The sequence below is a fragment of the Bradyrhizobium sp. USDA 3650 genome, from assembly GCF_054057395.1.
Genome location: NZ_JBSRZG010000001.1, coordinates 214,475 through 237,977, shown reverse-complemented (window position 1 = coordinate 237,977; position 23,503 = coordinate 214,475). Strand labels below are relative to the sequence as shown.

The window sequence follows — 23,503 nt, the reverse complement described above, 5'->3', positions numbered from 1 at the left end:
GCCGGCCGGCCCACGCCTCGCAGCCATGCCATTTTAGGATGGTTTTGGCGCCCCGGACGGGTTAGGCGATGAGGGAAGGCTTCAAATTCTCGGGAGGATAACAATGAACGAAGCACCCCGCCTCCAACCGGACAGGAACGTCGAGCTCGGCGCCAGCACCGAGCCGTTCCAGAATCTGCATGAATTCATCCGGAAAGCGCGTTCCAACCTCAACCAGAATGCCTGGGATTATATCGTCGGCGCGGCCGAGACCGAGACCACGATGCGTCGCAACCGCATGGCACTGGACGAGATCGCCTTCCGCCCGCGCGTGCTGCGCGATGTCCGCAAGGTCACCGGCTCGGTCGAGCAGTTCGGCCGCAAGATGCGCCTGCCCGTTGTGCTCGCCCCCGTCGGCGCGCTCGAGATCTTCGATCCGGATGGTGCGGCGAGCGTGGCACGCGCCTGCGGCACTTTCGGTGCGGCGCACATGCTCAGTTCGGTGTCCGAGCCCGGCCTAGAAAAGACCGCCGAAGCTGCGCCGGACGCGTTGCGCCTCTACCAGCTCTACGTGCGCGGCGACGACGCCTTCGTTGCCGACGTCGTCAGCCGGGCCGAGAAGAACGCCTATGCCGCCTTCTGCCTGACCGTCGATACCGCTCATTACAGCCGTCGCGAACGTGACATCGCCAAGCGCTACGTTCGCGAGAGCCGCCTGCGTGCCACCGGCGGCGATTACCAGAAGGGTCTGGAGTGGCGGACGGTGAAGATGATCAAGGAAAAGTTCAAGATCCCGCTGATCCTCAAGGGCATCGCGACGCCAGAGGACGCGCTGATCGCGATCGATCACGGCGCCGAATGGATCTACGTCTCCAACCATGGCGGCCGTCAGCTCGATCACGGTCGCGGCGCCATGCATGTGCTGCCCGAGATTGTTGACGCCGTGAACGGCCGCGCCAAGATCATGGTCGATGGCGGCGTTTGTCGCGGCACCGACATCGTCAAGGCGATCGCGGCGGGCGCCGACCTCGTCGGCATCGGCCGGCTGCAATGCTGGGCGCTGGCGGCGGCCGGCGAAGCCGGCGTGGCCCGCATGCTGGAGCTGCTCGAGGACGAAGTGCTGCGCTGCCTCGGCCTCTTGGGTGCGACCTCGTTCGCCGAGGTCAACAAATCCTGCCTGCACCAGGCGACCGCAACCAATGCGCCGAGTGTGTTCAGCGCGTTTCCGCTGTTCGACCACGAGCCGTATCGATACTGAGTGAAAGGATTAAGGTGACATCGCTCTCTCCCGGCAGCGCGGATGCGCTTCTGTTCGATCTCGGCCGCGTGGTGCTCGATATCGATTTCTCCAAGGCGATCGCCTGCTGGGCGGGACATGCCGGCTGCAAGCCCGAAGCCATCGTCGCGCGCTATGTGCGGGACAGCGAAGCCTATCGGCTGCACGAGATGGGGAAGATCAGCGATGAGGACTATTTCGCCTCATTGCGAGCCTCGCTTGGAATCGGCATTTCGGACGCGCAGTTCCTGGAAGGCTGGAACGCGATCTTCGCCGGCGAAATGCCTGACATCGCCGAGCTGCTGCCGCGCGCAGCGAAGCAGATGCCGCTCTACGCTTTCTCCAACACCAACCGGCCGCACGTGGACCATTTCTCGAGGGAATATGCCGGCGTCCTCGGCCATTTCCGCGAGCTGTATTTGTCGTCCAGCATCGGCTTGCGCAAACCGGATGCGCAGGCCTTCGACCACGTCGTTGCGGCAATCGGCGTGCCCGCCGGGCGCATCGTGTTCTTCGACGATCTTGCCGAAAACATCGAGGGAGCGCGGGCGCGCGGCTTGACAGCGGTGCATGTGACCTCGCCGCGTGACGTCGGGAACGCATTAAAGGCATTGGGCATCTGACGACGAGGCGTCGTCGCGAAACCCTTGGCGGCACGGCCCAACGGGAACAATTTTGAAAAATTGAGGAACCCAATCACTTTGTGCATTTTTATACAGAGTTCCCGGAACGGAATACCGCCTTCCGGACTCTTAGAGTCCGTTGGGACTTCTACGAACGGATGCATCATCGTGCTGGGCAAGACCTACCTCACCAAGCAGGCCTCTCTTCTTCTTGAATTCGCCAGGACAACCTCAGATTCGGAGCTTTCCGCCAAGCTCGTGAGCAAGGCCGCCGACCTGAAATCCCAGGCCGATCCGCTGCCCGACAAGGATCAGGGGCCCAAGGCGCCCGACGTAACTCCCGGGCAGCCAGGGAGCTGATCGATCCAGGCCCGGGGCGCTCGTCGTTCTCGCCCTTCCATGACCACTCTCCTGCCGATCTGTCGGGTTCTTCGGATCATGCCGCGACGCGCGCGATCCTGCCTTCCGGAACAATGTGAAGCGGCGGGATGACTGCGCGCGCTCAGCCGTTTTTGCCTCTGCGCCCGCGCTCGGCTAGAAGATTTGCGGAACATTCGCCCGAACGTGCCGAGCAGGAGTTTTCGCCGTGGCCTTGATGCCGGTTTCTGACGCGCTTGCCGCGGTGCTGGCGGGTGCAGAGCCGCTGCCGGAAGAAATGATCTCCCTCGACGAGGCCTACCATCGCGTGCTCGCGCGTGACGTCGCGGCGCGGCGCACGCAGCCGCCGCAGGCGATGTCGGCGATGGACGGCTACGCGGTGCGCGCGGCCGATGCCGCGACGATCGATTCGGAGCTCACCGTCATCGGCGAAGTCGCGGCAGGCCGACCGTTCGCGGGGACGGTCGGCGCCGGCGAAGCCGTGCGGATCTTCACCGGCGGCGTCGTTCCCGGTGGCGCGGACGCCGTCGTGATCCAGGAGGATACGGTCGCCGCCGGCAAGCGCATCACGATCAAGGAAGCCGCGATCGCCGGTCGGCACATCCGCGCCGCAGGCGTCGATTTCCGCGAGGGCGACGTGCTCCTGCGCAAGGGAAGTCGTCTCACCGAGCGCGACCTCGCGCTCGCCGCCGGGATGAACCATCCGCACCTTGCCGTTTTCAGGCGTCCGAGGGTCGCCATTCTCGCCACCGGCGACGAGCTGGTGATGCCGGGCACCACGCCCGGCCACGGCCAGATCGTCTACTCCAACGGCTACGCCCTGCACGCGCTCGCCCGCAGCGAGGGCGCCGAGACCATCGACCTTGGTATTGCCGCCGACACGCTGGAGGCGACCACCGCCGGCATCCGCCGCGCCCGCGAGAGCGGCGCCGACATCCTGATCACGACCGGCGGCGCATCGGTCGGCGACCACGATCTGGTCCAGCAGGCACTGAGGGAGGAAGGCATCGCACTGGCGTTCTGGAAGATCGCGATGCGGCCAGGCAAGCCGATGATGCACGGGCGGCTCGGCGCAATGGGGGTGATCGGCCTGCCGGGCAATCCCGTGTCGTCCTACGTGTGCGCTTTCCTGTTCATGGTGCCGCTGATTCGCGCCCTGTCGGGCCGTTCGGTGATTCACCATCGCCGTGAACGCGCCGTGCTCGGCCGCGAAATCGGCGCCAACGACCAGCGCGAGGACTATCTGCGCGCGCATCTGGAGGAGCGTGACGACGGCACGCGCGTCGTTCTTCCCGTCAATCATCAGGACTCTTCGCTGCTTGCGAATCTCGCTGCAGCACAAGTACTTCTCGTGCGCGCACCGTTCGCGCCGAAGGCCGAAGCCGGCACGGCTTGCGAAGTGTTGCGGCTCCCCGTCTGAGCGTCCGGCAATGCGCGTTCCGCGAACTTTGCTCTGTTCACGGTAAATTAAGCAGTTGCGGAACATGTATCGAACATATAGTGTCCGTTCATGATTTGTTTCGAGTATGTAGCGGCTTATTGCCGAACTCTGCGTCTCGGAATCGGACGACATCAACCGGGGGACTTTGGTCGAGATGTTAACGCGCAAACAATACGAGCTTCTGCGGTTCATCAGTGAACGTCTGAAGGAAAGCGGCGTGCCGCCCTCCTTTGACGAGATGAAGGATGCGCTCGATCTGCGCTCGAAGTCGGGCATCCATCGCCTGATCACGGCGCTCGAGGAGCGTGGCTTCATCCGACGCCTGCCCAACCGCGCCCGTGCGATTGAAGTCATCAAGCTGCCGGAGCTCCAGGCAGCCGCAGGCAGCCGCCGCGGCTTCACGCCGAGCGTCATCGAGGGCAATCTCGGCAAGGTGCGTGCGAGCTCCAGCCTGCCCGCGGACGACGGCGAACGTCCCGTCGCGGTGCCGGTGATGGGCCGCATCGCGGCCGGCACGCCGATCGAGGCGTTGCAGACCCGCAGCCATACTATCAGCGTACCGCCTGACATGCTCGGCTCGGGCGAGCATTACGCGCTCGAAGTGCGCGGTGATTCCATGGTCGAGGCCGGCATCCTTGACGGCGACATGGCGCTGATTCAGCGCAACGAGAGCGCCGATACCGGCGACATCGTGGTGGCGCTGATCGACGACGAGGAAGCGACGCTGAAGCGCTTCCGCCGCCGCGGCGCCTCGATCGCGCTCGAGCCCGCCAACGCGGCTTATGAGGTCCGCATCCTGCCGCCCAACCGGGTGAAGATTCAGGGCAAGCTGATCGGGCTTTACCGGAAGTACTGATACCGGGCGTCCTTGATACCGGGAGTCCTTAGTATCGGGAGTACTTCATACGGGAGGTGCTTGGCGCCTCGCGCGCTTCCTACCGGCATCGCCGGTCAGATTGGAGCGGATCATCGTCCGCTCCGGCTGGATAGTCGTTCTGGTTCTGCACAGACTATCCGGCCCCTCCTTCGGCTGGCTCCTCGCGACGCCCACGAAACAGCACCGCTTCAAACGGCACCGCTTCGCGGCTCGAGTTCGAGGAAACACCATCCGGCGATCAAGTTCGACCGCCGCAGCCAAGCCGGCGATATTCGCGCACGCGCCTCCCGAATGCATCGCAACTCGCTTTGTTCCTATTGAACTCGGGAAAGATAATGTGATCGCGGCTCGCGGAAACCAGCCGCAGATTTGCCCACAACCAAGCAGAGCGTTCATGCTTCAACTCTGATAGAGGCCTGCGCCTCGATTAAGAGACGCGGGTTGCTATCCCAGCATGAGGAGCACCCGATGTGTGACTACAGCCTGCATGCCGTCGCGTCGCGACCCGCCGAAGTCGGCGAGACGATCGTCACGACAAGCTTCCGCGGCACCTCGACGCGCGGCTTCGCCTCGGCAGCCGATCCGTCCGTTGCCGTCTGCCTGCTGCCGGGAACGGAGCTCGCCTTCGCCGACGACGTTCGCTACGACAATCGCTGGATCTGGACGCGCACCATCAATTCCCGCGTGGGCAAGTTCGGCAAGATCGACCCGCACGTTCCCGACCGCCATCATGACGCGATCGAATTCCCCGACGGCAAATATGTGCTGGTGACGCAGCTCGTCGAAGGCCAGCGCGCGACCGTGTTGCAGCTGCCGGTAACTCAGTCGGTCGCCGAGCGAGAGCACAAGGCGCAGATTATCGCCGACCGGCAGCCGACCGTCAGGCACCTGCCGATCGGCTGACACAGCCGCCTCCGGCTACGAGGTCGGAGGTCAGGATTGAATTGCCATCGCCGGCCGTGGCCGGCGAGATGGCGTGGTTTGCGTCCGCGAAAACCAATCGGATGGACCAAGCCCGCACCTCTCCGCCGCACGAAGTTTGAGCCGCCCTGCCTGAATTTTGAACGTCCGCTTCGCAGCCAAATGACCGATGCTGTCAGGGCTTGAGACGGCGGACACGCTCGATGAAAACCTTCCTTCGCGTCGTTGAACTCTGGGTGCCCGATCGGACGCGCACGCGGCTGGAGTTTGGTGGCGGTCTCTATGGCGAAGGGCTGTCCGCGTTCAAGGCCGTCAGCGAAGAGCTGCACTTCGGATATGACGAGGGACTTCCGGGCAAGGCCTGGGCCGCGGGCCGCCCCGTGATCCTCACCAAATTCGCCAACTCCTATTTCAAACGGACCGATCAGGCGCTCGCGGCCGGCCTCACCTGCGGCGTCGCGGTGCCGGTGTTTGCGGGTGAATTCCTGCAAGCCGTCATGGTGCTGTTCTGCGGCGAGGACCAAGCGCATGTCGGGGCGATCGAGCTCTGGCACAACGACCCTGATGCCTCCCACGAGATGGGGCTTGTCGACGGCTATTACGGCACCGCCGACATGTTTGAATTCAACTCCCGCCACACCAGATTTCCTCGCGGCTTTGGCCTGCCTGGCCGCACCTGGAAGGCGGGCCTGCCGCTGATCATAAAGGACCTGCACGACGCCAGGAGTTTTCTGCGCTGGGAGGACGCGGCCAAGGTCGGGATCAATTTCGGCGTCGGCGTGCCCTATCGGACGGGCGCGGACCAGACCTGGGTCCTGACATTCCTCTCCGCGCAGGCCACGCCGATTGCGCGACGCTTCGAGATCTGGATCCCGAACGAGACCCGCTCGGCACTGGTGTTCCGCGCCGGCGATTGCAGCGCGCAGACCAACCTTGCCGCGCTCTATGCGGATAAATCCATTGCCAGAGGCGAAGGCAGCATCGGCGGGGCCTGGGCCACCGGCATGCCCGCGCTCAACGACGATCTGGTGCATGACGGCTCGGTCGCCGGTCACGAAGCCTGCACATCCGGACTGAGCCGAATGGTGGCCCTGCCGGTCATCGGCAATTCCAGGCTCGACGCCGTACTGGCCTGGTACTTGTAACCGATCCGATCAATCGTCCGCCTGCAAGTCGGTCTCCGCCGGCGTTGCGTCCTTGATGCGGGGCGCGATCGCCTTCGGCGCAAGGCTGCCGTCGAAATCTCCCTCGCCTGCGCCGGCTGGCAACCAGGGGCGGCTCGTGCCTCTCGCCCTCACCGCGTGAACCACAAAGCCGTCACCACGTTGCGTCAGCGCCAGCGCACTCTGGCTGGCGAGCCGTTGCCGATCGACCACCATCGCCGCGCAATCGGGTGGCGCGGGGCGTGTCGTCACCACCAGCGCGGCCCGACTGCAATCGTCCGCGAGAGCGTCGACGCGCAGTGCCAGCGCGACCAACCTCCCGTCGGCCAGTGGCGTCACGCAGCCGGATTCGTCACAGGACACGCCATCGGCCAGAGAGGCTCGGCCCGCATCGCGCGGATCGGCGTCGGCAGCGAGCCATTCCTTGAGCAGAAAGCTGTCCTTGCTCGTCCTGATCAGGTGTAGATATCCGTCCCTACCCCGCACCGCAACGCTCGCGCCATCCCCGGCAATCAGGATGTCGGGCTGCCGCGCCGACAGTCCCCAGAGGATCGCTGCCAGCAGCACTAGGGCGCCGGACCAGCGTAGCGGCGTGCGCAACAAGCCCAGCAGGATGATTCCCAGGCTCGCCGCGATCAGCGGCGCGATCCCGAACGCCGGGATGCGGCCGACGGCGCCCGGCAATGCCGCGACCCAGCGCGAGACCGCGACCATCCAGTCGATGCCGAGCCCCATCAGCCACCAGAACACGCTGTCCAGCCCGAACGGCGCAGCAAGCAGCCCCAACAATCCCGCCGGCATCACCAGCGCCGAGACCACCGGCATCGCGCCGAGATTGGCGAGCACGCCGAACGGCGTGACACGGTGGAAATGGAACGCGGCGTAGGGCGTGGTCGCAAGTCCCGCAATCAGCGAGGCCATGAACAGCATCGCGATCTCGCGGCCACCCCACATCGCAATGCGCGCGGTCGCCGAATGGTCCGGCGAGGCAAACAAATTGGGCATGCCGATCTGCACCAAGGCGACGAGCCCGAGCGTTGCCGCAAACGACATCTGAAAACTCGGATGCACCAGTGCTTCCGGCGCGACCGCCAGCACGATCAGCGCGGCGACAGCAAGCGTGCGAAAGGTGATGGCGCGGCGATCGACCATCACCGCGATCAGCACCACCGCCGTCATGAAGAACGATCTTTGCGTTGCGACCTCCGCGCCTGACAGCAGCAGGTAGAACGCAGCAGCGACCAGCGCGGCGGCCGCCGACCATTTCTTGATGGCGAAGCCGGCCGCAAGTCCCGGGATCAGAGCGAGCAGCGCGCGCACCGCGAAGAACACGACACCGGCAACGACGGCCATGTGATAACCGGAAATCGAGAGCACGTGGCCGAGACCGGAGATAAACATCGCATCGTTGACGGGCGTGGTGATCGCATCGCGCCGCCCGGTAAGCAGCGCGGTCGCGATCGCCCGGTTGTCGCCGTCGAGCGTCGCCCGGATGCGGGCATCGATCGCATCGCGCAGGCCTTGCATGAAGGCCGCATAGCGCAGCCGCAAGCCGGCGGTCTCAGGCGGCGGCGCCACCGTGATTGCGCCCATCGCGAAGCCGGAGGCGCCGATGCCCTGGAAGAACATGTCACGCGAAAAGTCGTAGCTGCCGGGCCGCACCGGCGCGAGCGGCGGCATCAGCCGTGCCTTCAGCTGAACGAAGCTACCGACCTCCGGCGCGGTGCCTTTGCGGACCGACAGGCGCACGCGCTCGAGCCTGACGTCGCTGCGTTGCGCCTCCATCGCCGTGACGCGCAGCACGAAACGATCGGTACGCTCGCGGATGTCGCGAGCCTCGACAAAGCCCGACAACGACACCGAATAGAGCGCCTTTGCCAGCACCGGGTGGGCGATCCGCGCCGTCTTCCAGGTCGCGACGGCAAAGCCGGCCGCGACCGCCGCGATCATGATGGCCGGGGCGAACAGCCGGCTCCGCCGCAACAGAGCCGCGCCGAGCAGGAGTGCGATGGCGGTGGTGGCAACGACCCACAGTACTGGCTCGTGATCGGCAGAGAAATAAAGCGCGATGCCGCAGCCAAACGCGACGGGCACCCACGGCAACAGCCGCCCGGCGCCAGCCTCGGCGCGTAGCCATGCGCGGAGGGTCTCGGCCAGCGATGTCCAGAGGTCGAGGCCTGCAGCTGCAAGGCCGCCCGCAGACGCGGCGCGGCCCGCGGGCCACGTCCCCGCGATCCCCTGCGACCGTACCGGCCGGCCCGGCTCCGCCATTCCCTGCACTCGATGATACGCAACGAAGTCAGAAGCTACCGGAACGTGCAGGCGGGCGGATAGCGGTACGGATCAGGAACGAAAGGGCGCGGCCGCTACTTTTCCTCTTCCATCGTCACGGCGACATCGGCCTTGGCCGACAGCCGGACCTTGTTGCCCTCGATATCGGCGACGAGGCCCTTGTCGATGAAGTGGTGATGCCCTTTGTGGCTGCCCTCGCCGCTGTCCTTCTTGGTCAGCTTGATGCGATTGCCTTCGACCTTGTCGACGGTGCCGATGTGGACGCCATCGGCGCCGATGACTTCCATATGCTCTGCGATGTTCTGCATGGTGGGTTCCTTGTTGGGCCCACCCCAACGCACGGGGCGCACGTTCGTTCTCTCACGAGAATGACGAAGTCGTGTGCCCGCTGGTCAGATCAGCGGCGCCTGCGACGAAGCATGGTGATTGACGATCTTCCAGTCGCCGTCCTCGCGCATGATGACCCAGCTCATCTTGACCGAGAAATCAGGGCGTTCGCCGGCGAGATCGAACGAGATCATTGCGGCCATATTGATCAGATCAGGACCTGCCTGCACCGCCTTCACCTCGGAGAACACAGCGCTCGGCTGGCGCCAGCGCGGCAGGCCGTTGAAATAGTCTGCGACGCCATCCCTGCCCCGGTAGAGCTTTGGATTGGAGCCGAAGAAGAACGCATTCTTCGAATACAGAGACGACAGCGCGGCCGCATCGAGCGTGGCGAAGCCGGCGCGCCATTTCGCGACGATGACGGAAACGATGGCGTCGGCTTCGTCGCTCATTGTGGTCCCTCAGCCTTTGGCAACTTCCTTCGCGAACGTGTCGCGCAGACCGATGGTGCGCGAAAACACCGGCTTGCCCGGCGTCGAGTCCTTGTCGCGCACGAAATAGCCTTGGCGCTCGAACTGCATTACCTCGGTCGAATTGCTTTCCGCGACTGATGCTTCGATCCGGGCGTCAGCCAAAATCTCGAGCGACTGCGGATTGAGGTCGGCCGCAAAATTCGAGGCGTCCGGGCTCGGATTGGCAAACAGCTGGTTGTAGACGCGGATTTCCGCGGGCACGGATGTTGCCGCCGACAGCCAGTGCATGGTTGCCTTGACCTTGCGGCCATCGGGCGCGTTGCCGCCCTTGGTCGCGGGATCGTAGGTGCAGCGCAGTTCCACCACTTCGCCGACCTCGTTCTTGATCACACCGGTGCACTTGACGAAATAGGCGTAGCGCAGCCGCACCTCGTTGCCCGGCGACAGACGGAAGAACTTTTTCGGCGGGTTCTCCATAAAGTCGTCCTGCTCGATATAGAGCTCACGGCCGAACGTGATCTTCCGGGTGCCGGCAGAGGGATCGTCCGGATGGTTGATCGCCTCGAGCTCCTCGGTCTGCCCTTCTGGATAGTTCTCGATCACGACCTTGAGCGGCTTCAGCACTGCCATCCGCCGCTGCGACGTGCGGTTGAGCTCCTCGCGGATGCAGAACTCGAGCATGCCGACGTCGACAACGCTGTTGGCCTTCGCCACGCCGATGCGCTTGACGAATTCGCGAAGGGCGGCCGGCGGCACGCCGCGGCGGCGCATCCCCGCCATGGTCGGCATGCGCGGATCGTCCCAGCCCGCGACATGGCCCTCGCGCACGAGCTGGGTCAGCACGCGTTTGGACAGCAGCGTGTAGGTCAGGTTCAGCCGCGCGAATTCGTACTGGTGCGGCTTCGACGGCACCGGCAGCTTCTCGATGAACCAGTCATAGAGCGGCCGGTGATCCTCGAACTCCAGCGTGCAGATCGAGTGCGTGATGCCTTCGATCGCGTCCGACTGGCCGTGGGCATAGTCGTAGCTCGGATAGATGCTCCACTTGGTCCCGGTGCGCGGATGGTGCGCATGCAGGATGCGATACAGCACGGGGTCGCGCAGATTGATGTTGCCCGCACCCATGTCGATCTTGGCCCGCAGCACGCGCGCGCCGTTCGGGAATTCGCCCGCCTTCATGCGACGGAACAGGTCGAGGTTTTCATCCACGGTGCGATCGCGGAACGGCGAGTTCTTGCCGGGCTCGGTCAGCGTGCCGCGCGCAAGACGGATCTCCTCCTGGGTCTGGTCGTCGACATAGGCGAGCCCGTCTCGGATCAGTTGCTCCGCCCATTCATAGAGGCGGTCGAAATAGTCCGAGGCGAAGAACAGGTTCTTGCCCCAGTCGAAACCCAGCCAGTGCACGTCGGCCTGGATGGAATCGATATATTCCTGCTCTTCCTTGACCGGATTGGTGTCGTCGAAGCGCAGATGGCAGCGGCCCGGAAACTCCTGGGCGATGCCGAAATTGAGCGCGATCGACTTGGCGTGGCCGATATGGAGATAGCCGTTCGGCTCCGGCGGGAACCGGGTCACGATCTCCCGGTATTTGGCCTGATCGAGGTCGGCCTGGATGATGTCACGAATGAAATCGCGCCCAACCTCGTTCGCCACCGGTTCTGTCATTACGAAAATCCTGTAGGGAAATCAGCGGCCCTTCTGCCAAATTCCCTTGGCTGAGCCAAGGGCTTAAGCAAGGTCTCAAGCAACCCTTGGCGGCCCGCTGCCGGGCTTTAGTTATGCACCGGTCCTGTTATATACCACCGCCTCCAATGCATAGGCCTTGCCAAGAATGACCTCTCCCGTCGTCACCCGCTTCGCTCCCTCGCCGACCGGCTTCCTCCATATCGGGGGCGCGCGCACGGCGCTGTTCAACTGGCTCTATGCGAAGAAGCACGGCGGCAAGATGCTGCTCCGGATTGAGGATACCGACCGGGAGCGCTCCACGGAGGCGGCGATCGGCGCCATCCTCGACGGCCTGAAATGGCTGGAGCTCGGCTGGGATGGCGACGTCATCTATCAGTTCAGCCGCGCCGCACGCCACCGCGAGGTCGCCGAGCAGCTGCTCGCCGAGGGCAAGGCCTATCGCTGCTACGCCACCGCCGAGGAGCTCACCGCGATGCGCGAGAAGGCGCGCGCGGAAGGCCGCACCCGCCTCTATGACGGCCTGTGGCGCGACCGCGATCCGGCGACGGCCCCAACCGACGTGAAACCCACCATCCGGCTCCGCGCGCCCCAGACCGGCGAAACCGTGATCGAAGATCAGGTCCAGGGTCGCGTGGTCTGGCAGAACGAGAATCTCGACGACCTCGTCCTGCTGCGCGGCGATGGCAACCCGACCTACATGCTCGCAGTGGTGGTCGACGACCACGACATGGGCGTCACCCATGTCATCCGCGGCGACGACCATCTGATCAACGCCGCCCGCCAAAAGCAGATCTACGACGCGATGGGTTGGACGCTGCCGAGCATGTCCCACATCCCGCTGATCCACGGCCCGGACGGCTCAAAACTCTCCAAGCGGCACGGCGCGCTTGGCGTCGATGCCTACCGCGCCATGGGATACCTCCCGGCCGCGCTCCGCAACTATCTCGTCCGGCTCGGTTGGAGCCATGGCGACCAGGAAATCTTCTCGACCGAGGAGATGATCGCAGCCTTTGACCTCGCCAGCGTCGGCCGCGCAGCAGCGCGCTTCGATTTCGCCAAGCTGGAAAACCTCAACGGCCACTACATCCGCAATGCCGACGATCAATCACTCGTGAAGATGTTCGAGGACGTGCTGGACCACGTCGTGCCCAGCCGCGACGAGCTTAAGGCGAAGTTAAACGACACCACGCGCGCGCAGCTGCTGAAGGCCATGCCGGCCCTGAAGGAGCGCGCCAAAACGCTGATCGAGCTGATCGACGGCGCCTATTTCATCTTCGCCGACCGGCCGCTGGAGCTCGATCCGAAGGCGGCAGCGCTGCTGACGCCTGAGAACCGCAAGCTGATCGGCCAGCTTCATTCCGCGCTGGAGAAAGTCGAGACGTGGAGCGCGGCCAATGCGGAAGCCGCGCTGCGCGCCTTTGCCGAGGAAAATAGTCTCAAGCTCGGCGCGGTCGCCCAGCCGCTGCGGGCGGCGCTGACGGGACGGACGACGTCGCCCGGCATATTCGAGGTTTTGGACGTCCTGGGACGCCAGGAAAGCCTGGGCCGGCTTAAAGACCAAACCACGGAATAGGCCGAGGACCGCGCTAAGGACCGGGGCCAAGGACCAGGCTACGACGTAAGTCGAAGATGCGCGGCGCCATCTTGCAGCGCACACAGCAATAATATACCCATCTCACCCGTACCTTCTGGAACATCCGGCCTGCCCCAACATCTGCTTAGGGGCCTCCGGGTCCGGCCCGTTTCACCATACATCGGGGACCTCTGATGGACGCAAAACCAAGCAATAAGACCGCCACACTGACGGTCGGAAATAAGAATTTCGATCTTCCGATCCACAGCGGCAGCATCGGGCCCGACGTCATCGATATCGGCAAGCTCTACGGCCAGTCCGGCCTGTTCACCTACGACCCGGGCTTCACCTCGACCGCGAGCTGCCAGTCCAAGATCACCTATATCGACGGTGACGCGGGCGTGCTGGAATACCGCGGCTATCCGATCGAGCAGCTCGCCGAGAACGGCGACTTCCTGGAGACCTGCTATCTGCTGCTGTTCGGGGAGCTTCCGACCGCCGCGCAGAAGAAGGATTTCGACGACCGCGTGATCCATCACACGATGGTGCACGAGCAGATGGCCCGCTTCTTCCAGGGCTTCCGCCGCGATGCCCATCCGATGGCGATCATGGTGGCGGCTGTCGGCGCGCTCGCCGCGTTCTATCACGACTCAACCGACATCAACGATCCGAAGCAGCGCATGATCGCCTCCATGCGCATGATCGCCAAGATCCCGACGCTGGCTGCGATGGCCTACAAGTACACGGTCGGCCAGCCCTTCGTGTATCCGAAGAACTCGCTGAAGTTCGCCGAGAACTTCCTGCATATGTGCTTCGCCGTGCCGTGCGAGGAGTACAAGATCAACCCGGTGCTTGCGGATGCACTGGACAAGATCTTCATCCTGCACGCCGACCACGAGCAGAATGCCTCGACCTCGACGGTGCGTATCGCCGGCTCCTCCGGCGCCAACCCGTTCGCCGGCATCGCCTGCCTGTGGGGCCCGGCGCATGGCGGCGCCAACGAAGCAGCGCTGGCGATGCTCGCCGAGATCGGCTCGGTCGACAAGATCCCCGAATTCATCGCCAAGGTGAAGGACAAGAACTCTGAAGTCCGCCTGATGGGCTTCGGTCACCGCGTCTACAAGAACTACGATCCGCGCGCCAAGATCATGCAGAAGATGTGTCACGCCGTGCTCAAGGAGACCGGCCATGGCGACGATCCGATGCTGAAGGTGGCGCTCGAGCTCGAGAAGATCGCGCTCAGCGACCAGTACTTCATCGACCGCAAGCTCTACCCGAACGTCGACTTCTATTCGGGCATCACGCTGAAGGCGATGGGCTTCCCGGTCTCGATGTTCACCGTGCTGTTCGCGGTCGCCCGCACCGTCGGCTGGATCAGCCAGTGGAGCGAGATGATCGAGGATCCGCAGCAGAAGATCGGCCGTCCCCGCCAGCTCTACACCGGCGTCACCAAGCGCGACTACGTCGCGATCAACAACCGCAAGTAAGGTCGAACCCATCACGGCTTTCGAAGCGGCGCCATCTCCGGATGGCGCCGTTTTTGTTTTGCGCCGACACAATCTTGCTGCCGCGCACAACAACAAGTCGGCGCGAAGGGTCGTCCGACGCTTGACGGCGAAACGCTTCGCGCGCAAATTCTTACTCTAAGTAAGAATGACGACAGGGATGGAAATGCCGGAGCAGCCGAGAAGTCGGCGGCAGACGCGTGCTGCCATTTTGACTCACCTGCTTCAGTCGGGCGGGTCGTTTCGGCCGCCGCTGGCCAAGGCCGTGCGCCTGTCGGAAGCGAGCCTGTCGCGCATCCTGTTCGACCTGAAGGCCGAAGGCCTGATCGAGGAAGTGCGGCGCCCTGCCCCTTACGTCGGTGGCCCGACGGGCCTCGTGTCGCTCGATGGCGAGGTTGCGCTCGCGGCCTTCGAGCTGACCACCCAGCGGCTCAGCGTCGGCGTCGGGGGCCTGTCGGGCGAACTGCACTACACCGGGCATGTGCCACTACCAAAGACGCCGACCGTCGCGACGGTGGGCCGGGCGTTTCGCGAGGCAATGACATTGCTGCGCGACTGGACGCGGCGCCGACGCATCCCCCTCGCGCAGATCGGCGTCTCCATTCCGGGCCTCGGCCGCTCGGGCGCGTCAAGCAATCCGATCATTCCCTGCGATGTCGGGCGGATCAGCGAGATGTTCGGCGGGACGTTTGCAGGCGTGCCGGTCGAGTTCACCAATTCGGTCGTCGCGCACGCCATTTTTCACCGCTGCCGCACGGAGAACTATCCGTTCAGCGGCGCGCATCTCTTCGTCTTCGTCGGCCAGGGCGTCGCGGGCACCTGGATGGATGATCCGGTCGAGGACGATGCCCTCCAGCCGGTCGAGCTCGGCCACATGGTGTTCGGAGCCGACGGACCAATTTGCCGCTGTGGTCATCATGGCTGCGTCGAGGCGTATACGTCGCTTCCCGCCCTGGCCGAGCTTCTTGGTGTCGCGGAAGCGGAGTTGCTTGAACTCGGCAGCGAATGGGTGACCGCGATACCGCTCTCGTCGCGCGTGCGGCAGGAATTGCGCCGCCGGCTATTCCGGCTTGGCCTTGCGATCGGCAACACGCTGAACGTGAAGCCCTGCAAGGGCGTCGCGATCAGCGGCTGGCCGTCGCTCCTCAAGGAGGACGATCGCAGCGCGCTCGTCGAGGGGATCGACGCCAGTCTGTTGGGCGGCCGCAAGCACGCGCAAGTGTCGCTCGCTTTCGTGCCGCCGTCGAATGGCAACGATCCGCGGGCCGCGCTGGCATTTGCGGCTTTCTGCCTCGCTTGCCGTGGCGGCATGCCGGCCGCATCGAGCGAGGCCGCCTGAGAGACCTGATGCCGCGCGGCGCTCGCGCGAAAGAGTTCACACCGGGAGGAACTTGCCATGCCGATCACGACAACAAGGCGCCAACTGCTCGCCGGATCTGCAGCCGCGCTCGCGCTGCCGGCATTTGCGCGCGCGCAAGGCGCGATCAAGCCGCGTCTGACTGCGATCTCGCAATGGTCCGCAGGCAGCGACGGGGCGGCCATCACGGCGCTCGGCAAGAAATTCGAGGAGAAAGGTGGGGTCTGGCAGCACTCGCCCGTCCCCGGCTTCACCACCGAGATGATGAACAAGCTGCGTGCCCAGATCATGGCCGGCGATCCACCGGCCTGCTCGCAGCTCAAAGGTCCCGAGATCGCGGCCTGGTCCAAGATTGCCCCAACCGTCGATCTCGACGCCGTCGTCGCTGGCGCCGGATACGAAAAGGTTGTCGCTCCAGACCTTGCAAAATTGCACAAGCCGGGGGGCAAGTGGATTGCACTGCCGTTGCAGATCTACAGCACCAACATGCTGTTTCTCTCCAAACGCGCGATGGACAAGGCCAAGGCCGACAAGATTCCCGTCACATGGGCTGAGTTCAACGACCTCGCCGAGAAGATGAAAGCAGGCGGCGTCCCCTATCCCATCGCCAACGGTGGCACCCGCGCGGACGACGGCCAAAAATTCGAGGCCGCTTTGGCAGGCATCAGTCCCACCGCATACCGCGCAGCCATTATGAACCTCGACAAGAAGGCCCTGGAAGGCCCCGAGATAAAGGCGTCCTTCGTCCAGGTGCGCAAGATTGCCGACTGGATGGACCCCAATGTCGGCGCCCAGCACTTTTCGACCAACCTGAAGCGCTTCGTCGACGGCGACATGGGCATGATGATCATGGGCGGGTGGGCGCAGGGCGTCTTGCGCAACGCCGGTTTCAAGTTCGAGGACTTCATCATCGCCCCGGGCCCGAGCGACAATAGCAAGCCGGTCTTCCTGTTGAATGCCGATGCCTTCATATTCTGGCAGCGCAAGGAGCCCGATTTGCAAGCCGGCCAGACGCTGATGGCCCAGCTCGTCATGGATCCGGCGATCCAGACCATGTATTCGCAGATCACGGGATCGATCCCCGTACGCACCGATGTCGATCTGTCGGGCGAAGGCTGGTCGGACGGTCAACGGCGGACCGCAGCAGCTCTTAAAGACGCGATCGCCAGCAATCAGGCCGTTCTCAGCCTTGCGCACAACATGGCACAGGAAAACGGCATGACCGCAGCGATCATCGACGTGATCACTGAGTACGTGAAGAACAAGACGATCAAGCCGGAGCAAGCGGCCGTACGCCTCGCCGACGCCGTCGAGAGCTCACGTTGACGATCGCCGTCTCGACAACACCGGGCCGGCCGGCGGCCCCTGACTGGGTACGCCGGCTGCCCGAATATTTGACGATCTGGGTGCCGCTGCTGTTGTCCGCCGCGCACCTCATTGCGTTTACGCTGTGGACGATCTGGATATCGTTCACGCCGTCCACTCTGGTCCCGGTCTCGGGCTGGGTCGGCTTGCGCAACTATTCTTCGGTCGCGGCATCGCGGAACTGGCAGATTGCCTTGGACAATCTGCTGCTGTTTGGCAGCGCCTTCGTGTTGCTGAGCCTGGCGACCGGCCTCATCCTTGCGATCCTGCTCGATCAGCGCATTCGCGGCGAGAACCTGCTGCGGTCCATCTTCCTCTATCCCTTGGCGGTGTCATTCGTGGTCACCGGCACGGTCTGGAGTTGGCTGCTCAATCCTGGCCTCGGGATCCAGAAGCTGGTCCGCGACCTCGGCTGGATCTCCTTCCGATTCGACTGGCTGATCGACCGCGACATGGCGATTTGGACCATTGTCATCGCTGCGATCTGGCAGTCCTCCGGTTTCGCCATGGCGCTGTTCCTGGCCGGCCTCCGCTCCGTCGACGCCGACCTGATCAAGGCCGCGCAGATCGACGGCGCCGGACCGATCCGAATGTACCGGCGGGTCATCCTGCCGACCCTCTGGCCGATCACGATCACCGTCATCGTCATCCAGCTGCAGTTCGCGATTTCGACCTTCGACCTCGTCCGCGCGCTCACCAATGGTGGGCCCGGGATCGCCACCCAGCTGCCGGCCCTCGTCGTCTACGACCTGATGTTCCAGCGCAGCCTGCTCGGACGGGGAGCGGCGGCGGCAGTGCTCATGTTGCTCATTCTTCTCGCGGTTCTCCTGCCCTATGCAGCGTGGCGTTATGTCCAGCGGCGGCGGGCGATCCATGCGTGAGCGAACATTCACGCCAAGCCGGATTCTGATCTATCTCCTCGTCTCGCTGATCGCTGCAGCGTGGCTCGCGCCATTGGCTGTTGTCGTGCTGAACTCGCTGCGCACCAACGAGGAGATCGCGCAGGCCTCAATGATCGGCTGGCCGAAGCAATGGGCGTGGAGCAACTACGCCGCGGCCTGGAGCGGCTTCTGCGTGGCCGAGACCTGCGCCGGCATCCGGCCGTACATGCTGAACTCCGCGCTCGTCACGATTCCCGCGACGATTTTCTCCACCCTGCTCGGTGCTGTCGCCGGCTACGCCGTGTCGCTCTGGCGTTTTCGCGGCGATAGCTGGATCTACGGCATCGTGACCCTTGGCCTCTTCCTTCCCCAGCAGATGCGCTTGCTTCCCTGGACCATCGTGTTGCGCGATACGGGCCTGATGAACACGCTCACGGGCCTGGTCGTGATCCACACGATCCAGGGGCTCTCCTTTACCGTCTTGTTCTGCCGAAACTACTACACTGCCATCCCGCAGGATTTGATAAGAGCTGCGCGCATCGATGGCGCAGGGTTCTTTCGTATTTTCTGGCGCATCATTCTGCCGCTCTCGCCACCAATTTTGGTCGTCACCGTGATCTGGCAGTTCACGCATATCTGGAACGAGTTTCTCTATGGCGTGACATTCACGACCGGTCAGCAACAGCCGGTCACCGCCGCGCTGATCGCGCTATCCGCCGCGGTCGCCGACATCCCGCAGCATGGCGTGCAAAGCGCGGCAGTGATGATCGCTGCCCTTCCAACCCTGCTGATCTATCTGATCGGCGGCAAGTATTTCGTGCGCGGCCTCACCGCCGGGGCCGTGAAATGATCGGATTGTCATGGCAGCCCTAAGCATTCGCTCCCTGTCCAAGCGTTACGCCAATCTGGAGGTGCTGAAGGGCATCGATCTCGACATCGAGAGCGGTGAATTCACCGTGCTCGTCGGCCCATCCGGCTGCGGCAAGTCCACGCTGCTCAATATCATCGCCGGGCTTGACCTTCCGAGCGCAGGCACCGTGGAAATCGGCGGACGTGTCGTCAACGACATTCCGCCGAAGGACCGCGACATCGCCATGGTGTTCCAGTCCTACGCGCTCTATCCGTCGATGACGGTGCGCCAGAACATCACCTTCGGCATGGAATGCCGCCACGTACCAAAGGCGGAGCAGGAGAAGGCGCTGGCGAATGTCGCCAAGCTGCTCCAGATCGAGCCGCTGCTCGGTCGCAAGCCGTCGCAGCTCTCCGGCGGCCAGCGCCAGCGCGTGGCGATGGGCCGGGCGCTGGTGCGCGATCCCCTGCTCTTCCTGTTCGACGAGCCGCTCTCCAATCTCGACGCCAAGCTGCGCGTCGAGATGCGGATGGAGATCAAGCGGCTGCACCAACGCATCGGCGCCACCATCGTCTATGTCACCCACGACCAGATCGAGGCGATGACGATGGCGACGCGCATCGCCGTGATGCATCGTGGCGTGGTGCAGCAGTTTGCCGATCCTGACACCGTGTATCGCTATCCCGCCAATCTGTTCGTGGCCCGTTTCATGGGCTCGCCGCCGATGAACACGATGCCGGCACGGCTCGAGGCCGATGCCGGCGGCCCGGTGGTCGTGATCGGCGCGGGACGGCCGGACGAGGTCCGCCTCCGACTTGGCCAATACGACGCGGCGGCACCCTTCGTCGGCCGTGACGTGGTGGTCGGGATCAGGCCGGAATGCATCGCCGAGGGCAGCCGCGTGTTCTCCGCCGATCCGCACGTCGTCGTCAATGCGCCGGTGGAGATGGTCGAGCCGACGGGAGCCGAAACGATCGTGCTGCTGCGGCTTGGCGGCGAGCCTGCGCTGGCGCGCATCACGCCGGACATCCGCCCCACACCGGGCGCCGCCGCCCCGTTCGCGCTCGACACGCGCCGCATCTGCCTGTTCGACCCCGAGACGGAGCGACTGATCGCATGACAAGAACGAGCTATGCCGGTCTTAGGGACCGCGTGGTGTTGATCACCGGTGGCGCCAGCGGCATCGGTGCCGCCTTCGTGCGGGCGTTCGCGGCCCAAGGGGCGCGCGTCGCGTTCCTGGATCTCGATGAAACAGCCGGCCGGGCGCTGGTCGCGGAGGTGAAGGCCGCGTCCGGAACCGTACCCTTGTTCGTGTCCTGCGACCTCCTCGACATCGATGCCTTGCGCGACGCCATGGCACAGGTGCACGGATCGCTTGGCGATGCCGCGGTCCTCGTCAACAACGCCGCCAATGATCAGCGCCAGGTGCTGGCCGAGGTAACCCCGGCCGAGTTCGACTGGATGATCGGCGTCAACCTCAAGCACGTCTTCTTTGCCGCGCAAGCGGTGGTGCCACAAATGCAGGCCCGCGGCGGCGGTTCGATCATCAACATGTCGTCGATTGCCTGGATGCGCGGCGCGCCGGGGCTGCCGGTCTACGCGGCGGCGAAGGCCGCGATCGTCGGCTTCACCAACTCCCTGGCCCGGTCGCTCGGGCCCGATCGAATCCGTGTCAATGCGATAGCGCCGGGGATGGTGATCACGGAACGTCAGCGCCGGCTGTGGTACCCGGATGACCAGGCGATCGCCGAGCTGCGCACGCGTCAGGCCATTCCCGACGCGGTGACGCCCGAGGACATCGCCAACATGGCGCTGTTCCTCGCTTCCGACGAGAGCCAGCGCATCACGCGCCAGTGTTTTCAGGTCGACGCTGGTCTCGGCTAGAGTCTGTACTCACAACCCGAGCTGCCTCGCAGAGGTCCGCTCCGTATCCGATAGCGGTCGCGTTGGCGTACCTCTCCCTGAGTCCGAGTTGGGCCATCAGCGGACTAAGTGATCCTTCGGTATCAGCACGAGACCGAGTAACGGATCGCTCTGAAGATTACCGAGAATGATGCCGTGCCCCCCGCTAGCGCGGGGGCAGCCTTCATACAAAAGTATCTTCACGGTGTCTGTCTTGATTGATCCCTTGATCACGCGATCAACACGTGCGTTCAACAGCTCGCCTTGCAGACCTCGCGCGTCGATGAAGTGCGTGCGATCATGGATTGTTGCCTCGATGATCTCGGACGCATCGACGTCCGCCGGGACCTGCTCGAACATGATGCTACGTGCTATCACGATGGTGCAGGCGGTCGCGCCCGTGAAAGTCATGCAATAGACCGCCAGTGAGAGCGACCATGTGCGCATATTGGCAAGCAGGTAGTTGAACATCGCACAACAATGCCAACTCTCGGCGAGGTCTGCAACGGGTCACAAGCCGCCGATCAGGCCCAAGTAGGAGGCTTCCGCTTTGCGCTGGCAAGCCGACGTTTATGAGTACACGTCCTAGCTAGCCCGCCTGCCCTTGCGCATCGTCGCCAGCACGATGTCGGCTGCGAGCACGCTCGGCGACTTGTTGCCGGTCGACATGATGGTGTCGAGCTGCGCGAACGCTTCCACCTGCTGTCGGCGCAGTGGTGAATCGGTCAGAAGGTCCGACAGCGCGGGCGCCAGCTTCTCCGGCGTGCAGTCTTCCTGCAGGAATTCGGGGATGACATCCTTGCCGATCACGAGATTGGCGAGGATCACCGAGGAGACGCGGATCGCGCGGCGCAGGATGAAGGCTTCGATCGCGCCGACGCGATAGGCGGTCACCATCGGAATGCCCGACAGCGCGAGTTCCAGCGTCACCGTGCCGGATTTTGCAAGTGCCGCGCGCGCGATGCGGAAGGCGGCGCGCTTCTCGTTCTCGCCGACCACGATCTGAGGCTTGACCGGCCAGTTCGCGATGCCTTCGCGAATGGTGGCCTCGAGATGCGGCATGGTCGGCAGCATCAGTTCGAACGCGCGGCCGTTCGTCTGCAGTCGGCCGAGCGTCGCGCCGAACACGTCGAGATGGTGCCTGATCTCGCTGCGGCGGCTGCCGGGCAGCACCAGCAAGACCGGCGGCTCGCCGTCACGGCGCGCCTGCTCCTCAGCGTTCGGCCGCAGCGAGGGCAATTGCTCGATCAGGGGATGGCCGACATAGCTGCATGGCGGACCGCCGAGCTTGCGATATTCCTCCGGCTCGAACGGCAACAGGCCGAGCACATGGTCGACATAGCCGAGCATGGTCCGCGCCCGCCCCGGCCGCCAGGCCCAGAGCTGCGGCGAGACGTAGTCGACGATCGGGATCGCCGGATTGCGCGCCCGCACGCGGCGAGCGACACGGTGGGTGAAGTCGGGGCTGTCGATGATAACGAGCGCATCCGGCGCGGCTTCGGTCACGGCCTCCGCGGTCTCGCGGATCAGCCGCAGGATCTTCGGCAATTGCTGCACGACCGCGGCGAAGCCGACGATCGAGAGCTGCTCGATCGGAAACAGCGTCTCGAGCCCCTGGCGCGCCATGGTGTGGCCGCCGACACCCACGAACTGGACGCCGTCGCCGAGCCGCTGGCGCAGCACCTTCATCAAGGCGCTGCCGAGCCGGTCGCCGGATTCCTCCGTCGCGATCAGGAAGATCTTGCGCGTGGGATCGCGGCCTTGCATCACGCCGGCAGGCCGATGACGAAGAGATATTTGGCGTCGGCGAGCGCGATCATCGCCTGCGGCTCGGCGGCGATGGTGTTGCCGGCAACGACGGCGATCCCGGCCAGCCCTGCCGCGGCGACGCCCTCGAGGGTGCGCGGGCCGATCGTCGGCAGGTCAAAGCGCAAATCCTGCCCGCTCTTTGGGACCTTCACCAGCACGCCCCGCCCGGACGCGGCGCGGATGCGGCCCTCTTCGCGCAGCCGTGCCACGCGCGCGAGCAGCGCATCGGTGCCCTCGATATCCTCGACCGCCACCACATGACCATCGATCACGACCGCGGCCTGGCCGATGTCGAACGGACCGAGCGCGGTCAGCACCGCGCGTCCGCGCTCGATGTCGGTCTTGCCGGTGTCGCTCGGCCAGGCGCGGCTGATGCAGCCCTCGGGCATCAAGAGGTCCGGCGCGACTTCTTTGATGCCGACCATCCGAAAGCCGCCCTGCTCGAGAATGCGCCCGACGCCGGACAACAAATGATCGTCGCCGCCGCGGAAGGCCCGGATGACATTGCCAAGCAGCCGGAGCGTCGTGAAGTCGACCCGGACCTCCGAGAGCGAAGGCCGCACCAGCGTGCCGATGAAGATCAGGTCGCGGCAGCCCTCCTCGCGAAACAGCCGCATGGCACGGCCGAGCTGGCCGACCGAGATCCAGCGGTGACGGAATTTTTCCACCCGAGCCGGATCGCAGGCCCCCCGAAGGGGAAACAGCACTGGTGTGATGCCGCGGGCAGCGAGCGAGTCGGCAACCGCGAACGGCATCGCGCCGCCGCCAGCGACCACGCCGACCGGCGATGAAATCTCCGAAGCCGCCGATGTCATGCCCGGGGCC

General features: G+C 64.5%; 22 protein-coding genes. 15 read left to right on the top strand and 7 right to left on the bottom strand.

Going from position 1 to position 23,503, the window contains the following annotated elements:
* The first annotated feature begins 103 nt into the window (after nt 1–103).
* The 7 genes from ACVIN2_RS01135 (at nt 104) to ACVIN2_RS01105 (ending at nt 6,640) form a co-directional block, all read left to right on the top strand.
* Nucleotides 104–1,237, top strand: coding sequence for an alpha-hydroxy acid oxidase (locus ACVIN2_RS01135; protein ID WP_456764160.1), 1,134 nt, complete (start codon nt 104–106; stop codon nt 1,235–1,237).
* A gap of 8 nt (nt 1,238–1,245) precedes the next feature.
* On the top strand, nt 1,246–1,878 hold the full coding sequence (locus ACVIN2_RS01130; RefSeq protein ID WP_456769623.1) for an HAD family hydrolase: 633 nt from the start codon (nt 1,246–1,248) through the stop codon (nt 1,876–1,878).
* A gap of 168 nt (nt 1,879–2,046) precedes the next feature.
* Nucleotides 2,047–2,238, top strand: a complete 192-nt coding sequence (locus ACVIN2_RS01125; RefSeq protein WP_456764159.1) for a hypothetical protein — start codon at nt 2,047–2,049, stop codon at nt 2,236–2,238.
* Nucleotides 2,239–2,464: 226 nt separating this feature from the next.
* Entirely contained in the window at nt 2,465–3,676 is a 1,212-nt protein-coding gene (locus ACVIN2_RS01120; protein ID WP_456764158.1) for a molybdopterin molybdotransferase MoeA, read from the top strand.
* A gap of 175 nt (nt 3,677–3,851) precedes the next feature.
* Nucleotides 3,852–4,553 carry a transcriptional repressor LexA gene (gene lexA, locus ACVIN2_RS01115; protein WP_027567131.1) on the top strand — a complete coding sequence of 234 codons (702 nt, stop codon included), beginning with the start codon at nt 3,852–3,854 and terminating at the stop codon, nt 4,551–4,553.
* A 489-nt stretch (nt 4,554–5,042) separates the two neighbouring features.
* Nucleotides 5,043–5,477 carry a hypothetical protein gene (locus tag ACVIN2_RS01110; RefSeq protein ID WP_456764157.1) on the top strand — a complete coding sequence of 145 codons (435 nt, stop codon included), beginning with the start codon at nt 5,043–5,045 and terminating at the stop codon, nt 5,475–5,477.
* Nucleotides 5,478–5,698: 221 nt separating this feature from the next.
* Complete coding sequence (locus ACVIN2_RS01105; RefSeq protein WP_456764156.1) at nt 5,699–6,640, top strand: GAF domain-containing protein; 942 nt, start codon at nt 5,699–5,701, stop codon at nt 6,638–6,640.
* Nucleotides 6,641–6,649: 9 nt separating this feature from the next.
* Here the strand turns inward: ACVIN2_RS01105 and ACVIN2_RS01100 are convergent, their stop codons facing one another.
* From ACVIN2_RS01100 to ACVIN2_RS01085, 4 genes are all read right to left on the bottom strand, one after another.
* Nucleotides 6,650–8,929, bottom strand: coding sequence for a ComEC/Rec2 family competence protein (locus ACVIN2_RS01100; protein ID WP_456764155.1), 2,280 nt, complete (start codon nt 8,927–8,929; stop codon nt 6,650–6,652).
* Between the two features lie 95 nt (nt 8,930–9,024).
* Nucleotides 9,025–9,258: a DUF2171 domain-containing protein gene (locus ACVIN2_RS01095; protein WP_007610829.1), complete on the bottom strand. Its 234-nt coding sequence runs from the start codon at nt 9,256–9,258 to the stop codon at nt 9,025–9,027.
* Between the two features lie 84 nt (nt 9,259–9,342).
* Nucleotides 9,343–9,729: a YybH family protein gene (locus ACVIN2_RS01090; RefSeq protein ID WP_456764154.1), complete on the bottom strand. Its 387-nt coding sequence runs from the start codon at nt 9,727–9,729 to the stop codon at nt 9,343–9,345.
* A 9-nt stretch (nt 9,730–9,738) separates the two neighbouring features.
* Entirely contained in the window at nt 9,739–11,415 is a 1,677-nt protein-coding gene (locus ACVIN2_RS01085; protein ID WP_456764153.1) for a glutamine--tRNA ligase/YqeY domain fusion protein, read from the bottom strand.
* Between the two features lie 166 nt (nt 11,416–11,581).
* Between ACVIN2_RS01085 and gltX the strand changes: the two genes are divergently transcribed.
* The 8 genes from gltX (at nt 11,582) to ACVIN2_RS01045 (ending at nt 20,851) form a co-directional block, all read left to right on the top strand.
* Complete coding sequence (gltX, locus tag ACVIN2_RS01080) at nt 11,582–13,009, top strand: glutamate--tRNA ligase (protein ID WP_456764152.1); 1,428 nt, start codon at nt 11,582–11,584, stop codon at nt 13,007–13,009.
* Nucleotides 13,010–13,203: 194 nt separating this feature from the next.
* Nucleotides 13,204–14,496, top strand: a complete 1,293-nt coding sequence (gene gltA / locus ACVIN2_RS01075; protein ID WP_456764151.1) for a citrate synthase — start codon at nt 13,204–13,206, stop codon at nt 14,494–14,496.
* Nucleotides 14,497–14,674: 178 nt separating this feature from the next.
* Nucleotides 14,675–15,853 (top strand): ROK family transcriptional regulator, encoded by a 1,179-nt coding sequence (locus tag ACVIN2_RS01070; protein ID WP_456764150.1) that lies wholly within the window; start codon nt 14,675–14,677, stop codon nt 15,851–15,853.
* A gap of 57 nt (nt 15,854–15,910) precedes the next feature.
* The gene (locus tag ACVIN2_RS01065; protein ID WP_456764149.1) at nt 15,911–17,197 is read left to right on the top strand and encodes an ABC transporter substrate-binding protein; all 1,287 of its coding nucleotides are present in this window, start codon (nt 15,911–15,913) and stop codon (nt 17,195–17,197) included.
* Nucleotides 17,194–18,117, top strand: a complete 924-nt coding sequence (locus ACVIN2_RS01060; protein WP_456764148.1) for a carbohydrate ABC transporter permease — start codon at nt 17,194–17,196, stop codon at nt 18,115–18,117. The genes ACVIN2_RS01065 and ACVIN2_RS01060 overlap by 4 nt, the downstream gene beginning before the upstream one ends.
* Complete coding sequence (locus tag ACVIN2_RS01055; protein ID WP_456764147.1) at nt 18,110–18,967, top strand: carbohydrate ABC transporter permease; 858 nt, start codon at nt 18,110–18,112, stop codon at nt 18,965–18,967. Before ACVIN2_RS01060 ends, ACVIN2_RS01055 begins: the two co-directional genes overlap by 8 nt.
* Nucleotides 18,968–18,977: 10 nt before the next feature.
* Nucleotides 18,978–20,087 (top strand): ABC transporter ATP-binding protein, encoded by a 1,110-nt coding sequence (locus tag ACVIN2_RS01050; protein WP_456764146.1) that lies wholly within the window; start codon nt 18,978–18,980, stop codon nt 20,085–20,087.
* Nucleotides 20,084–20,851, top strand: coding sequence for an SDR family NAD(P)-dependent oxidoreductase (locus ACVIN2_RS01045; RefSeq protein WP_456764145.1), 768 nt, complete (start codon nt 20,084–20,086; stop codon nt 20,849–20,851). The genes ACVIN2_RS01050 and ACVIN2_RS01045 overlap by 4 nt, the downstream gene beginning before the upstream one ends.
* Nucleotides 20,852–20,947: 96 nt before the next feature.
* Here the strand turns inward: ACVIN2_RS01045 and ACVIN2_RS01040 are convergent, their stop codons facing one another.
* From ACVIN2_RS01040 to ACVIN2_RS01030, 3 genes are all read right to left on the bottom strand, one after another.
* Nucleotides 20,948–21,340: a hypothetical protein gene (locus ACVIN2_RS01040; RefSeq protein WP_456764144.1), complete on the bottom strand. Its 393-nt coding sequence runs from the start codon at nt 21,338–21,340 to the stop codon at nt 20,948–20,950.
* Nucleotides 21,341–21,454: 114 nt separating this feature from the next.
* A complete protein-coding gene (gene lpxB / locus ACVIN2_RS01035; RefSeq protein ID WP_456764143.1) occupies nt 21,455–22,639 on the bottom strand; it encodes a lipid-A-disaccharide synthase in 1,185 nt (394 codons plus the stop codon).
* Nucleotides 22,636–23,493 (bottom strand): LpxI family protein, encoded by an 858-nt coding sequence (locus ACVIN2_RS01030; RefSeq protein WP_456769622.1) that lies wholly within the window; start codon nt 23,491–23,493, stop codon nt 22,636–22,638. Before ACVIN2_RS01030 ends, lpxB begins: the two co-directional genes overlap by 4 nt.
* Between the last annotated feature and the right edge of the window lie 10 nt (nt 23,494–23,503).

Bases quoted from the DNA above. Each gene is read 5' to 3' on its own strand.
- gltX (WP_456764152.1), top strand. From the start codon at position 11,582: ATGACCTCTCCCGTCGTCACCCGCTTCGCTCCCTCGCCGACCGGCTTC.
- gltA (WP_456764151.1), top strand. From the start codon at position 13,204: ATGGACGCAAAACCAAGCAATAAGACCGCCACACTGACGGTCGGAAAT.
- ACVIN2_RS01100 (WP_456764155.1), bottom strand. From the start codon at position 8,929: ATGGCGGAGCCGGGCCGGCCGGTACGGTCGCAGGGGATCGCGGGGACG.
- ACVIN2_RS01090 (WP_456764154.1), bottom strand. From the start codon at position 9,729: ATGAGCGACGAAGCCGACGCCATCGTTTCCGTCATCGTCGCGAAATGG.
- ACVIN2_RS01065 (WP_456764149.1), top strand. From the start codon at position 15,911: ATGCCGATCACGACAACAAGGCGCCAACTGCTCGCCGGATCTGCAGCC.
- ACVIN2_RS01110 (WP_456764157.1), top strand. From the start codon at position 5,043: ATGTGTGACTACAGCCTGCATGCCGTCGCGTCGCGACCCGCCGAAGTC.
- ACVIN2_RS01135 (WP_456764160.1), top strand. From the start codon at position 104: ATGAACGAAGCACCCCGCCTCCAACCGGACAGGAACGTCGAGCTCGGC.
- ACVIN2_RS01040 (WP_456764144.1), bottom strand. From the start codon at position 21,340: ATGTTCAACTACCTGCTTGCCAATATGCGCACATGGTCGCTCTCACTG.
- ACVIN2_RS01045 (WP_456764145.1), top strand. From the start codon at position 20,084: ATGACAAGAACGAGCTATGCCGGTCTTAGGGACCGCGTGGTGTTGATC.
- ACVIN2_RS01055 (WP_456764147.1), top strand. From the start codon at position 18,110: ATGCGTGAGCGAACATTCACGCCAAGCCGGATTCTGATCTATCTCCTC.
- ACVIN2_RS01085 (WP_456764153.1), bottom strand. From the start codon at position 11,415: ATGACAGAACCGGTGGCGAACGAGGTTGGGCGCGATTTCATTCGTGAC.
- ACVIN2_RS01095 (WP_007610829.1), bottom strand. From the start codon at position 9,258: ATGCAGAACATCGCAGAGCATATGGAAGTCATCGGCGCCGATGGCGTC.
- ACVIN2_RS01050 (WP_456764146.1), top strand. From the start codon at position 18,978: ATGGCAGCCCTAAGCATTCGCTCCCTGTCCAAGCGTTACGCCAATCTG.
- ACVIN2_RS01070 (WP_456764150.1), top strand. From the start codon at position 14,675: ATGGAAATGCCGGAGCAGCCGAGAAGTCGGCGGCAGACGCGTGCTGCC.
- ACVIN2_RS01105 (WP_456764156.1), top strand. From the start codon at position 5,699: ATGAAAACCTTCCTTCGCGTCGTTGAACTCTGGGTGCCCGATCGGACG.
- lexA (WP_027567131.1), top strand. From the start codon at position 3,852: ATGTTAACGCGCAAACAATACGAGCTTCTGCGGTTCATCAGTGAACGT.
- ACVIN2_RS01030 (WP_456769622.1), bottom strand. From the start codon at position 23,493: ATGACATCGGCGGCTTCGGAGATTTCATCGCCGGTCGGCGTGGTCGCT.